Genomic DNA, 12,538 nt, shown 5'->3' on the forward strand with positions numbered 1-12,538 from the left:
TCAGGTCACGGCCCGCTACTGGCCGACCCGCAGGGCCTGGTCCCCACCTCGGACCACACCGCGCGCTCTCTCCGGGCTCGCCGAGGTCGAACCCCCCGTTCGGCGGCACCCCGCCCGGCCCCCTCTGAAAGGCGTCCCCGTCCCCTCCCGCGCACGATGCGAGGGAGGCCCGCCGCCCGGCGGTCCCACGTCTGCGAGGTCCGCCACCTGGCGGCCTCCCACGGTCTGTGCTCTCGGGAGGACCTGCCATGACCGCCAGTCTGGAGCAGTTGCGCCGCTGCCACTTCGCCGTCGACCTGGGGGCGGCCCGCACCCGCGTCTACGTCAAGGGCGCCGGGCTCGTCGTCGACCAGCCGTCCGCCGCCGCCGTGAACACCCACACCGGCGCGCTGATGGCGGTCGGGGAACTCGCGGAGAAGATGACGGGCCGCACACCGGACTACATCCGGGTGGTGCATCCGGTCTCGGGCGGCACCGTCGTCGACATCGAGATGGCGCAGCGCATGCTGCGGCACCTGCTCGGCGACAAGATGCGCCGCGGCCTGCGCCGCAAGCCGATCCTGCGCGCCGCGGCCTGCATCCCGCACGACGCCGACCCGCTCGCCCAGCGGGCCGCCATCGAGACGCTGGTCGGACTCGGGGCCCGCCGCGTGGAGCTGGTCGACACGCTGATCGCCGCCGCTGTCGGCTGCGGACTGCCCGTGGAGCAGCCCGAGGCCACGATGATCATGGTGTGCGGTGCCGCGGCGACGCAGGTGGCGGTGCTGTCCCTCGGCTCGATCGTCACCGCCGAGCGCATTCCGGTGGGCGGCGATGCCGTCGACCACGCGATCGTGCAGCACCTGCGGCACGAGCACGAGCTGATGCTGCCCAGCCAGTCGGTACGGCCGCTGCAGCTCGCCCTGTCCGGCAACGGGCTCACCCCGCACGGCCCGGCCTCCACGGAGATCCACGGGCGGGACGTCGCCACCGGCCTGGCCCGCTCCGTCCAGGTCGACACCGCCGCCGTGCGGGACGCCATCCAGACGCCGCTCACCGCCGTCCTCGACGGCATCGGCACGGTCCTGCGGGCCTGCCCGCCCGACCTGGTCGCCGACCTCGCCGACCGGGGGATCATGATGGTCGGCGGCAGTGCGCTGCTGCCGGGCCTGGACCAGATGCTGCGCCAGGCGACCGGCATGCCCGTGCACATCGCCGAGCGCCCGGACGTGTGCGCCGTCCAGGGCCTCGGCGCGATGCTGGAGGGCAGGATCGCGCCGCTGGCGCTGGACCCGCTGGGATCCTGAGCGACCAGCGGTGCCAGGGCCTGCCGGACAGGCCCTGGGCCGCTCAGCGGGCGAACCAGCAGCGCACGGTCGTCCCGTCGTCCCCCCTGTGTACCCGCACCAGGTCGGCGATGAGGTTCACCAGCAGCAGCCCGCGCCCGCCACGCTGGTCGCGGGGGGCGGGCCGGCGCCCGGCCAGAGGGTCCGTGAGCCGCCCCTGGTCGCGCACCTCGCACACCACGTACCCGCCCTCGGTCCACACCCGCATCACCCCGGAACCGCCGCCGTGCACCACGCTGTTGGTGGTGAGCTCGGCCATGGCGAGGGCCAGGTCGTCCAGCTTGACGCCGCTGAGTCCGAGCCGCGCGCCCTCCCCCACGGCCACGTGCCGGGCCTCGGAGAGCGAGTCCGAGTCGAAGGCGAACGTCAGCGCGTCCGGCGCGGGCGGCAGCGCCTCGTTGTACCGGGCGACGACGTCCCCGGGGGCGTACGCGTCACTGCCCTGCTCCAGCCGGGAGCCGGAGGGGATGATGGTCGGGTGGGTGGCGTAGGCGTCGGCGAGGACCTGCTCGGGGAGCTGCTCGACGTCGTACGGACACAGGATGGTCGCCGTGCGGCCCTGGAAGGCGGCGTTGATGAGCGCCTCGTGCTGGACGCAGGCGGGGTACTCGGTGTCGGAGCGCCCGGCCCAGATGGGCTCGCCGATGATCCGCACCCGGCGTCCGGGCGGCTGGGCGTCGGCGAACGCGCGTAGCACCCCGGGGATGATCCGCCCCGGGTTGCGGCCGGCCTCGCGCATGTCCAGGAGCTTCACCGCCTCGGCGGCCTCGCCGAGGGCGTCGCGGATCAGCGCGAGGTTCTTGCCGGGCACCGCGACCGCCACGGGGTCGCCGGCCGCCAGGCCCTCGCGCACGAAGGGCACGGTGACGTCGAGGTACTCCTCCTCGTCGCGGTAGAAGAGCGCGGGGTGGACGAAGGGCTCAAGAGGTCCGAAGGGCTCGGCCACGGTAGCGGTCATGACATCGACACCTCGATCCCCGCATGGCCGGGCCACAGCAGGTCCAGCGTGCGCCGCAGGGCCGCCGGCGGCCGTCGTACCACGAACCGCCGGCCTTCCCCGAGCTGCCCGGCGGCGGCCGCGAGCGCACCCGCGCCTGCGACGTCGACGAACGTCACGTCGGACAACTCAAGGTAGTACACGTCCTTATCCTCGCGAACGGCCTGCTCCAGTACGCCTTCCCAGATCGCACGGGTCGTCAGGACAACCTCCCCCGTCGCCCGGACACCCTGCCGCCCGGACAGCGGGAACACCGCCAGGCCCGGCACGGGACCGCAGGACCCGGCGTCCGGCACCCGATACTGAGTGTTCAAGCCCCTCTCCCCACACTTCTGGACCACCGGGCTCGTACCCGCCCGGGACAAGGTCATTCCCCGCGACGGTGTGTAGTACGCCGTACGGCGGGCAGGCGCACCTCACACGGACGTCGACGGGGGCGAGTGACGTCGTGCAGTTCCCCGAGGAGGAACACGACCGACAAGGATCGAGAGGGCGGTGACATGACGTCTGCGGCATCACCACATCTCACAGGAGGGCTGAACACACTGGTCATCAGTGGACGCGTGGACGCGGACCGGGCTGAGTTCACCCCGTGCGGTGAGCTGGTGCACGGCTGCGCGGAAACGCTGGCCAGGACCCTGGCCGAGCTCCCGCCCACGATCATGCGGGTGGAACTGGACATGAGGGGCGTGCACTTCATGGACACGGCGGGTCTGCAGTTCCTCGACGTGCTGGGCGACTTCGCCCGGCAGCGATGCGCGACGGTCACGACCACGAACTGGAACGGCCAGCCGCGCCGGATCCTGGAACTGGCGGGCCTGGACACGACCGACCCCCTGCGCGCCGCTCCCCACCCCGCCCCTCGGCCCGCCCAGCCGTCGGCCCCGGCCTCTTCCGCGGTCGCCCTGGAACGCGCGGAGCGCATGCACGTCCTCCAGGAGGAGGTCGAGCAGCTCCGCCAGGCCATCGCCTCCCGCCCGGTCATCGACCAGGCCCGGGGCATCCTCATGGCCACCCACGGCTGCACGTCCGACGAGGCCTGGCACATCCTGCGCGAGACCTCCCAGCTCTCCAACACCAAGCTCCGTGACGTGGCCGCCGCCGTGACAGCCAGCGCGAAATCCGACGGCCCCCGCCCGTCCCCCGCCCTCCGCGAGGCCTTGCAACAAGCCCTCACCCGCCGCCACCGCCCCTGACACCCCCGGACCGCCCGGCCCTACCCCTGGCGGCCCGGCCCCCGACACCGGCGGCACCCACACGGACGGGCCATCGCCCGCGCACCGGCGAGAACCGACGGACCGCCGGTACGCGGCGCCCCGACACCCGGACCGACGGAGTACCGCACCACGACCACCCGGCCATCACTCCCGGAGCGACCGAGCACCGGCCGGGACGACCGACTGTCGGTACGCGGCGCCCCGACACCCACCGGACCGACCGAGTACCGGCCATGGCCGACCGACCGGATGCAGCCCCCCGGCAGCCCCACCGGGCCACCCAGCAACCGCTCCCCACCAACCGGGCACCCCCCAGGCCAACCGGCCAACCCCCCGGCCCGACCGCCGGCGCCGACCGACCATCGGTACACGGCGCCCCGAACACCCCCTCCCGAGCCACCCCACAACCACTCCCCGTCGACCCCGGGCACCCCCCGGGCCGACCAGCCCTCACCTCGGAGCCACCCCCGCCCCCCTCCAGGCCGGCCCTCCCCGCGTACCGCCACCGACCGGCCATCGCGTACCGCTACAAGGTGTTCGTACGCGACCTACGGCCTGTTCCACGCCGGCGGCTGGCTGGGCATGGTGGCGGGCCTGTTCCTCTACGCCGACCTGCGCCGCAGGGGCGGCCCGCTGCGCCCGGCCTGGTGGTCCGGCGTCTGCCTGGGCATCGGCGGCTTCCAGCTCTACGACGGCACCGTCCAGCACAAGCTGCTGCGCCTGCACCAGATCCGCTACGACGTCGATCCACGCCCGTACGACTGGACCTGGAACGTCGTCGCCGTTCTGTTCCTGCTGGCCGGCCTGCTCCTGTGGCACCGGGCGCGGCGCGCCGGGCGGGAGCGGACGCGATGACGACCACCCCCGCTCCCCTGCCCGTCCTGGTACTCCTGTGCTGCCTGCTCTACACGGCGGCCGCCGCCCGGCTGCGGCACCGCGGGGACCACTGGCCGCTGCGGCGCGACGCGGCTCTCTGGCTCGGCGGCGGCCTGCTGGTGGCGGCGTTCGCCGTGCCGTGGGAGTCGTGGCTGCCGCCGTTCACCGCGCACATGGCCGCCCACCTCACGGCCGGCATGGCGGCCCCGCTGCCGGTCGCCCTCTCCCGCCCCGGCACCCTGGCCCTGCGCACCCTTCCGCCGCCCGGCCGGCGCGCCCTGGTGTCACTGACCCGCTCCCGCCCGGCCGCGGCGCTCGTCTTCCCACCCGTTGCCACGGCCCTGGACATCGGCGGCCTGTGGCTCCTCTACCGAGCTCCCCTGCCGCCGTCCCTGCACCACAGCCCCCTCCTCACCCTGCACCTCTTCCTCGCCGGCACCCTCTTCACCTTCGCCCTGCTCGCCGTGGACCCGATCCGCCACCGGCCGGGCTTCGCCGTGCGCGCCGGCACCCTCCTGGCGGCCGCCGCGGCCCACGCCGTCCTGGCGAAGAGCCTGTGGGCGACGGGCCCGCCCGGCACGGCCTTCACCCCCGCCGACCTGCACCTCGCCTCGCAGCTCATGTACTACGGCGGTGACGCGGTGGAGATCGCCTCGGCCCTGCTGCTGGCGTCCCAGTGGTACCGCGCGCAGGGCCGGTCACTCCGGACCCACCGGGGTACCCGGCAGCCCGCAGCGGCATAAGGAGACACACGATGAGCGACCAGACCCCGTCCCAGGCCGAAGGCGACCGCGAGGACGACCAGGACACGACCCCCACCCCCACCCCGACCCCGTCCCAGGCGGAGGGCGACCGCGACGACACCGCCACCGAGGAGGACGACAACACCGACGTCTAGACCCTGGCCCGACGCGGCCCCGGCCCACATGCGCTGGCCACGGCGCAACCTGACGTACCGTCCTCGTTGTGAGCGATGTGCCTTCCGCGAACACCCGACGGGCAGCCCGGCGAGCGGCCTCCGCGCGCGCGGTGATCGGCGACGATCCGGCGCTGCGGGCGGCCTACGGGCTGTGCCGGCGCCGGACCAGGGAGCAGGACCCGGCGGAGTACGCGCTGATCCAGCTGGTGCCCGCGGCGCTGCGTCCTGCCTGCTGGGCCCTGTGGGCGGCGGCCAACGCCCTCGACGACCTGGGTGACGACCGCACCGCGCCCGCCGCCGTACGGGCCGCCCGGGTCGAGGAGTGGATCACCGCCCTGCACCGCGAACTGCCCACCGGCACCAGCCCGGACCCGATCCGCCACGCCCTGGTCGACACCGCGGCCCGCTGGCGTCTGGACCTGTCCGAGCTGCGGGGCGCCATGGTCCAGGTCCAGGACGACACCCACGGCAGGCACTTCGCCGACTGGGCCGCGTGGCGCACCTGGGGCCGGGAGAACCTGCTGCCCTGGTTCGGCCAGGTCCGCACCCTCTTCGACCGGGCCGGCGTCCCCGTGGCACTGCGTCTGGACACCCGGGAGACCTACGAGGAGTTCCTCGACGGCGTGCGGCTCACGGACATCCTCACCGACCTGTCCGCCGACCTCGCCCAGGGCGACCTCCTCCTGCCCGACGAGGCCCTGCGGCGCCATCCCGGGGCCGCCGACGACCTGGCGAACCGGCGCTGGAGCCCCGCCGTCGCCGCCCTGGTCACGCAGCTGACCGGCCTGGCCCGCCAGTGGGTGACCCAGGACGGCCTCAGCCGCGGCATGCACCCCGGGCCCGCCACCGTCCTGCACACCATGGCCGCCCTGCTGTGCGCCCAGCTCGACGCGATCGGTTCCGCCGGCCCGGCCCTCCTGCGGCGCCCGCCCCGGCCCACGCTCCGGGCCCGGGCCCGCATCCTCGCCCGCGCCCGGGCCCGTGCCGCCCTGGCCTGGAGCCTGACCCCGCTGACGGTGCCGCCCGCACAACCCGCCGGGCACGGCAGCCCACTCCCGGCCGACCGGACGGCGCCCACCCGGACCTTCCGGCCCCCGCCACCGCACCCCGGCGGCCACCGGCCCCCGGACATCCCGCCGGACCGGCTCCCCGCCCACGTCGCCGTGATCATGGACGGCAACGGCCGCTGGGCCCAGCAGCGCGGCCTGCCCCGGCACGAGGGGCACCGGGCCGGCGCCGCCGCCGTCCGGGAGGTGGTGCACGGAGCCCTGGAGATCGGCCTGCGGCACCTGACGCTCTACACCTTCTCCACCGAGAACTGGCACCGCGATCCGCGGGAAGTCGACGCGATCCTCGACCTCCTGCGCAGCGAGGTCGTCGACGACCCCTTCCGCGACCTCGACGTCCGGCTGCGCTGGCACGGCCGCACCGGCCGCCTGCCGCCCGACCTGGCCGACGTCCTCCAGCTGCGCGAGCGCGGCACCCGCTCCCGCACCGGCCTGACACTGACGATGTGCATCGACTACGGCGGCCGCGACGAGCTCACCCGCACCGCCGCCGCCCTCGCCCGCCGGGCCCGGGCCGGCCATCTCGACCCCGACCTGATCGGCGAGGAGGACTTCGCGCGGCACCTGCCCCACCCGGACATGCCGGACGTCGACCTGCTCTGGCGCACCGGCAACGAGCAGCGCACCTCCAACTTCCTGCCCTGGCACACCGCCTACGCCGAGCTGCACTTCACCCCGGGCCTGTGGCCCGACACCGACCGCCGCCACCTGTGGCAGGCGATCACCGCGTACACCCACCGCCAACGCCGCCATGGCACCGCTCCGATGGCCACCCCCAAAGATGCGCTGCGCCTCCAGGGCGAACCTTCCTGAACACCCCTGCCCCGGGAAAGGCGAGTCCGGTCAGCCGGTGAAGCCCTGCTCGCTCAGGGCCTTCTCGACGCGGGCACGGTGGTTCGCCTCCCAGGCGTCGAGGGACTCCTCGGCCTCCTTGGCCAGTTTCGCCCGAGCCGCAGCGAGGATCTCCTCCCGGCGGGCGGCGGGGGTGACGACGATGCCTTCCTCGTCGGCGACCACGATGTCGCCCGGGTGCACGAGCACGCCGCCGACACGGGCCGGCTCACCGAGCGCGCCGGCCTTCTCCTTGGTTCCGGGGATCGGTATGACACCGCGTGAGAAGACGGGAAAGCCCGCCTCGCGCACCTCGCCGAGGTCGCGGATGACACCGTCGACCACGAAGGCCGCGACACCCCGGCGCTGGGCGACGGCGCACACATTGCCGCCGGCCAGCGCGTAGTCCACGTCGCCCGACTCCACGACGATGACCGAGCCGGGCTCGGCGCGGTAGATCGCGGCGTGCAGCATCAGGTTGTCACCGGGCACGCACCGCACGGTGTACGCGGGACCCGCGACGCGGGGCGAGTTCCACAGCGGGCGGATGCCGGTGTCCATGACCTGTGCACGGCCCAGGAGGTCGGCGAGGGTGGTGGGAGGAACGTCCTCGAAGGGAGAAGTCACACCGGGAATCCAAGCAACAGGGCACCAGCCGACGCCACTTGGTTCCAGCCAGCGCTCACGGGAGGTCCGGCCGGAGAAGAACGCCTGCGGGGTACGGTGGCGACGTCGTACCAAGGGGGAGCGGAATGCGCTACGTCATCATCGGGTCCGGAGCGGTCGGCGGTTCGATCGGGGGGCGGCTGCACGAGAGCGGCCGGTCCGTCGTCCTGGTCGCCCGCGGCGCGCACTTCGAGGCGCTGCGCGACAACGGTCTGCGGCTGAAGGTCCCCACCGGCACGCTCACCCTCGACGTGCCGGTCGCCGCGCGGCCCGAGGACGTCGAACTGCGCGAGGACGATGTGCTCGTACTCGCCGTCAAGACCCAGGACGGCGTGGCCGCCCTGGACGCATGGGCCGCGCAGCCGGTGGCGGGCGGCGGCACGGCGGGCGAACGCCTGCCTCTGGTGTGCGCCCAGAACGGAGTGGAGAACGAGCGCCTGGCACTGCGCCGCTTCCGCGAGGTGTACGGCGTGTGCGTCATCCTGCCCTGCACCCATCTGAACCCGGGCGAGGTCGTCGCGCCCTGCGGCCCGTACACCGGCGCCCTGGTCATCGGCCGGTACGGGACGGGCTCGGACGGCACCGCCCGGCGGATCGCGGACGACCTGGAGAAGTCCCGCTTCCTGGCCCCGGTGGTGGCGGACGTGATGCGCTGGAAGTACGGCAAACTCCTCGCCAACCTCGCCAACGTGGTCGAGGCCGTGTGCGGCTCCGCCTCGGACGCCACCGCGCAGGACCTGGTCGCCCGGGCGCAGGCCGAGGGTGCCGCGGCCCTCGACGCCGCGGGCATCGCCTACGCGAGCGAGGCGGAGATCACCGAGCTGCGCAGCGGGACGGTCGACCCGCAGCCGATCGCCGGCGAGCGCACTCGCGGCTCGTCCTGGCAGAGCCTGGCACGGGGCGCGGGATCGATCGAGACGGACTACCTCAACGGGGAGATCGTGCTGCTCGGCCGGGAGCACGGCGTGCCCACCCCGGTGAACGCCGCCCTGCAGCACGCCGCCCGGGAGAGCGTGGGCCGCGGCCGGGAGCCGGGCAGCCTGACGGCCGAGGAACTGAGCAGGCGCATCGCGGCGACACGGACGGGCAACTCCGCCCCGACGACCGCCTGAACCACATTCTGAACCTCCATGCGGAACCCACATGCTGAGCTCCCACGCTGGGCCATGCCCTTGATCGTGCATGATCGGTGCGAGCCCCTCGACCGCCTCCCACGCGGCGGGGAGGCGACACATTGATCATGTAAGGAGATGGCGTTGTCCATCTGGGAAGCACTGGCGGTCCTCGCAGCCGGCATCGGAGCGGGCACGATCAACACCATCGTCGGTTCCGGCACCCTGATCACCTTCCCGGTACTGCTCGCCACCGGGCTGCCGCCGATCACAGCCAACGTCTCCAACGCCCTCGGCCTCGTCCCCGGCTCCATCAGCGGAGCCCTCGGCTACCGCGCCGAACTCCGCGGACAGGGGCGCCGCGCACTCGTCCTCGGTCTCACCGCTCTCGTCGGCGGACTCGGCGGCGCCGTCCTGCTCCTCGCCCTGCCCTCCGAGGCCTTCGACACGATCGTCCCCGTACTGATCGCTCTCGCGCTCCTGCTCGTACTGCTCCAGCCACGCCTCGCCAAAGCCGTACAGCGCCGCCGCGCGGACAACGGCACCACCGGCCGCCGGTACGGCGGACCCGTTCTCCTGGTCGGACTGCTCCTGGCGAGCGGGTACGGCGGCTACTTCGGCGCCGCCCAAGGGGTCCTGTACCTCTCCCTGATGGGCCTGCTCCTCGACGAGGACCTGCAACGCGTCAACGCCGTCAAGAACATCCTCGGAGCCGTCGTCAACGGCGTCGCCGCCTGCTTCTTCCTCGTCGTCGCCGAGTTCGACTGGACGGCGGTCCTGCTGATCGCCGTCGGCTCCACCCTCGGCGGACAGATCGGCGCCAAGGTCGGCCGCCGCCTCCCGCCCACCGCCCTCCGCGCCGTCATCGTCGCCGTGGGCATCATCGCGATGGTGCAGCTCCTGCTGCGCTGACCGCAAAAGTGACGTTTCCGCAGGGTCACAGGCCTGCACTGGTGGGGCGGGTGGGACTCGAACCCACGGCCGACGGATTATGAGTCCGCTGCTCTAACCGGCTGAGCTACCGCCCCATAGCGGCGTGTCGCGTACATGTGTGCGCGCCGTCTGCCGCAGCATAGCCGCTCATACGATCTCCTGCTTCGGATGGTCGGCTTCGCCCGGCCTTCGTGACCATGAGGACTGCGACCGGCGCCGCGCGGTTCCCGGAAGGTCGGAACGGACATGAAAAAGGACCCCTGTGGGGGTCCTCGTTCAGCGTGCTCCCCCGACTGGACTCGAACCAGTAACCTGCCGGTTAACAGCCGGCTGCTCTGCCAATTGAGCTACGGAGGACCGAGCTCCCCGGACTGGACTCGAACCAGTAACCTGCCGGTTAACAGCCGGCTGCTCTGCCAATTGAGCTACCGAGGAAGGTCTCGTTTGCATCGAACGCACCTACCTGGGTATTCGCCAGGGGGCGCGCGCTCGCTGCGACACATACATTAGCGCAAGCAGGGGGGTGCTCCGCCAATCGGTACTCCCCGGCGCCGACGCCGCACCGGAGACCTAGGCATAGGAAGGGTGACCGCCATGCGTTACCGGCTCACGTTCGTCGCCGGAGTCGTCCTGGGTTACGTGCTGGGCACGAGGGCCGGACGCGAGCGCTACGAACAGCTCAAGAAGTCGGCCCGCCAGTTCGCGCAGAACCCCGCCGTCCGCAACACCGCGGAGTCGGCGGCCCAGCAGGGCCGCGAGTTCGCGGGCAAGGCGTACCACGTGGTGAGCGACAGGGTCGGCGACCGTGTCCCCGAATCGGTGGCCGACCGAGTCCGCCACCTCCGCGACCGAGCCACCCACAACGGCGGCGAGGACGACTGGGGCACCAGCAATACGTAACAGTTCCGCTGTGGTGCCGGGCACGGGCACACCCTCAGGGGCGCGGGGCCGTATCGATATGCGGCTCCGCCGCGGGGCGCGACCAGCCGCAACGAGCCCGCACCCGAAACCCGGCGCCAAGATCGACGGTGCCCACGGCTCAAGCCAGCGCAGCGGTACGGCAGAATTTTGGCCATGGGGATAGTCGCCGGGTTGGACAGTTCACCCGATTTCACTCGTATCGTCGTCTGTGACACGGACACCGGAGCCGTGCTCAGGCAGGGATATGCGCCGCATCCGGTGGAGAGCCCCGACGGCGGCGGCCGGCCGTCCGACGTCGACCCGCAGGCCTGGCTGCTGTCTCTGGGCGAGGCCGCGGGCGGCGGGCTGCTGGAAGGCGTGCAGGCGATCGGCGTCTCGGCACAGCAGAACGCCGTCGTGCCGCTGGACGCGCAGGGCAACACCGTGCGGCCGGCGATGGTCGGCGGTGACAAGCGGACGCAGGTCGCGGCGGCCGATCTGATCGACGCGCTCGGGGGACGCGAGGCCTGGGCGCAGGCGGTGGGGTGTGTGCCGCAGGCCGCGCACCCGGTGACGAAGCTGCGCTGGCTGGCCCGGACCGAGCCCGAGAACGCGCAGCGCACCGCGATCCTGCTGCAGGCGCACGACTGGCTGGTGTGGCAGCTGCTGGGGCGGCCGGTGCGACGGACCACCGACCGGGGCGGGGCGTCCAGTACGGGGTACTGGTCGGCGGCGACCGGCGCCTACCGGCCCGACCTGGTCGAGCTGGCGCTCGGGCACCAGGTGATGCTGCCGGAGGTGGTCGGGCCGGCGGACGCGGCCGGCAGGACCCCGGAGGGGCTGCTGATCTCCGTCGGGACCGGTGAGACCATGGCGGCGGCCTTCGGGCTCGGCATCGGCCTCGGGGACGCGGTCGTCTCGCTGGGCGCGTCCGGGTCCGTGATGGCCGTGCACCCCGAGGCGCTGGTCGACGGCTCCGGGATGATCACCGCCCTCGCCGACGCGACCGGCATGCACCTGCCCGTCGTCACCACGCTGAACGCCGTACGGACGCTGCGCGGGACCGCCGAGCTGCTGGGGCTGCCCGATCTGGAGAGCCTGTCCGAGCTGGCGATGAAGTCGACGCCGGGGGCGCACGGGCTGGTGCTGCTGCCCTATCTGGAGGGTGAGCGGACGCCCAACCTGCCGCACACCGCCGGGACCCTCGCGGGTCTGCGGCGCGAGTCGATGAAGGCGGAGCACCTGGCGCGGGCCGCGTTCGAGGGCATGCTGTGCGGGCTCGCGGACGCGCTGGACGTGCTGCGCGCCCGGGGCGTGGAGGTGCGGCGGGTCTTCCTGCTCGGCCCGGCCGCCGAACTGCCCGCCGTGCAGGCCGCGGCGCCCATGCTGTTCGGGACGCAGGTCGTGGTGCCGCAGCCTGCGGACTACGCGGCGATCGGCGCCGCCCGGCAGGCGGCCTGGGCGCTCGGGGTGTCCCAGGGCACGGTCGATGCCCGGAACCCGCCGGCCTGGCAGGGCGCGGTCGCGCAGGTGCTGGAACCCGGCGAGGAGCTGGCCGTGGGGCAGGCGGTGCGGCAGCAGTTCGTGGCGGTGCGGGAGCAGACGCACCCCGGGGCGTTCTGACCGCCTGTTGGGTTAATTCGGTTGAGGTAACGCGGGTGGAGTGTTCGACGATAGGGGCCAGGGGCAACCAAC

13 protein-coding genes and 3 tRNA genes are annotated in these 12,538 nt (G+C 73.3%); 10 read left to right on the plus strand and 6 right to left on the minus strand.

The features are described from left to right. The first annotated feature begins 248 nt into the window (after window positions 1–248). Entirely contained in the window at window positions 249–1,286 is a 1,038-nt protein-coding gene (locus tag HDA41_RS12485) for a rod shape-determining protein (protein ID WP_184983443.1), read from the plus strand. 43 nt (window positions 1,287–1,329) lie between these two features. Here HDA41_RS12485 and HDA41_RS12490 read toward each other — a convergent pair whose 3' ends face one another. Both HDA41_RS12490 and HDA41_RS12495 read right to left on the minus strand, forming a co-directional pair. Next, window positions 1,330–2,283 carry an anti-sigma factor RsbA family regulatory protein gene (locus HDA41_RS12490; RefSeq protein ID WP_184983444.1) on the minus strand — a complete coding sequence of 318 codons (954 nt, stop codon included), beginning with the start codon at window positions 2,281–2,283 and terminating at the stop codon, window positions 1,330–1,332. Next, complete coding sequence (locus HDA41_RS12495; protein WP_184983446.1) at window positions 2,280–2,636, minus strand: STAS domain-containing protein; 357 nt, start codon at window positions 2,634–2,636, stop codon at window positions 2,280–2,282. The genes HDA41_RS12490 and HDA41_RS12495 overlap by 4 nt, the downstream gene beginning before the upstream one ends. A 186-nt stretch (window positions 2,637–2,822) precedes the next feature. Between HDA41_RS12495 and HDA41_RS12500 the strand changes: the two genes are divergently transcribed. The 5 genes from HDA41_RS12500 (at window position 2,823) to uppS (ending at window position 7,214) form a co-directional block, all read left to right on the plus strand. Continuing rightward, window positions 2,823–3,518, plus strand: coding sequence for an ANTAR domain-containing protein (locus HDA41_RS12500; protein WP_184983448.1), 696 nt, complete (start codon window positions 2,823–2,825; stop codon window positions 3,516–3,518). Window positions 3,519–4,121: 603 nt separating this feature from the next. Continuing rightward, window positions 4,122–4,394 (plus strand): DUF2243 domain-containing protein, encoded by a 273-nt coding sequence (locus tag HDA41_RS40620; protein WP_311772138.1) that lies wholly within the window; start codon window positions 4,122–4,124, stop codon window positions 4,392–4,394. Beyond that, window positions 4,391–5,158, plus strand: coding sequence for a cytochrome c oxidase assembly protein (locus HDA41_RS12510; protein WP_184983452.1), 768 nt, complete (start codon window positions 4,391–4,393; stop codon window positions 5,156–5,158). The genes HDA41_RS40620 and HDA41_RS12510 overlap by 4 nt, the downstream gene beginning before the upstream one ends. Window positions 5,159–5,169: 11 nt before the next feature. Further along, window positions 5,170–5,313 (plus strand): hypothetical protein, encoded by a 144-nt coding sequence (locus HDA41_RS12515; protein ID WP_184983454.1) that lies wholly within the window; start codon window positions 5,170–5,172, stop codon window positions 5,311–5,313. Between the two features lie 68 nt (window positions 5,314–5,381). Then, window positions 5,382–7,214, plus strand: a complete 1,833-nt coding sequence (uppS, locus tag HDA41_RS12520; RefSeq protein ID WP_417812719.1) for a polyprenyl diphosphate synthase — start codon at window positions 5,382–5,384, stop codon at window positions 7,212–7,214. Between the two features lie 30 nt (window positions 7,215–7,244). On the opposite strand, the gene HDA41_RS12525 is transcribed toward uppS, so the two are convergent. Next, window positions 7,245–7,859, minus strand: a complete 615-nt coding sequence (locus HDA41_RS12525; RefSeq protein ID WP_184983456.1) for an RraA family protein — start codon at window positions 7,857–7,859, stop codon at window positions 7,245–7,247. Between the two features lie 125 nt (window positions 7,860–7,984). Between HDA41_RS12525 and HDA41_RS12530 the strand changes: the two genes are divergently transcribed. Continuing rightward, on the plus strand, window positions 7,985–9,010 hold the full coding sequence (locus tag HDA41_RS12530; RefSeq protein ID WP_184983458.1) for a ketopantoate reductase family protein: 1,026 nt from the start codon (window positions 7,985–7,987) through the stop codon (window positions 9,008–9,010). A gap of 138 nt (window positions 9,011–9,148) precedes the next feature. Further along, entirely contained in the window at window positions 9,149–9,922 is a 774-nt protein-coding gene (locus tag HDA41_RS12535; protein WP_184983460.1) for a sulfite exporter TauE/SafE family protein, read from the plus strand. 39 nt (window positions 9,923–9,961) lie between these two features. Here HDA41_RS12535 and HDA41_RS12540 read toward each other — a convergent pair. The 3 genes from HDA41_RS12540 to HDA41_RS12550 all read right to left on the minus strand — a co-directional run bounded on the left by HDA41_RS12540 (window position 9,962) and on the right by HDA41_RS12550 (window position 10,378). Beyond that, window positions 9,962–10,038 (minus strand) — tRNA-Ile (locus HDA41_RS12540). Between the two features lie 189 nt (window positions 10,039–10,227). Further along, window positions 10,228–10,300: transfer RNA gene (locus HDA41_RS12545), tRNA-Asn, on the minus strand. Window positions 10,301–10,305: 5 nt separating this feature from the next. Further along, window positions 10,306–10,378: transfer RNA gene (locus HDA41_RS12550), tRNA-Asn, on the minus strand. Between the two features lie 159 nt (window positions 10,379–10,537). Between HDA41_RS12550 and HDA41_RS12555 the strand changes: the two genes are divergently transcribed. Both HDA41_RS12555 and HDA41_RS12560 read left to right on the plus strand, forming a co-directional pair. Then, entirely contained in the window at window positions 10,538–10,843 is a 306-nt protein-coding gene (locus HDA41_RS12555) for a hypothetical protein (RefSeq protein ID WP_059421712.1), read from the plus strand. Window positions 10,844–11,017: 174 nt separating this feature from the next. After that, window positions 11,018–12,466: an FGGY family carbohydrate kinase gene (locus HDA41_RS12560; RefSeq protein ID WP_184983462.1), complete on the plus strand. Its 1,449-nt coding sequence runs from the start codon at window positions 11,018–11,020 to the stop codon at window positions 12,464–12,466. Window positions 12,467–12,538 lie beyond the last annotated feature (72 nt).

Origin of the sequence: Streptomyces caelestis, assembly GCF_014205255.1 — a bacterium.
Classification (GTDB): domain Bacteria; phylum Actinomycetota; class Actinomycetes; order Streptomycetales; family Streptomycetaceae; genus Streptomyces; species Streptomyces caelestis.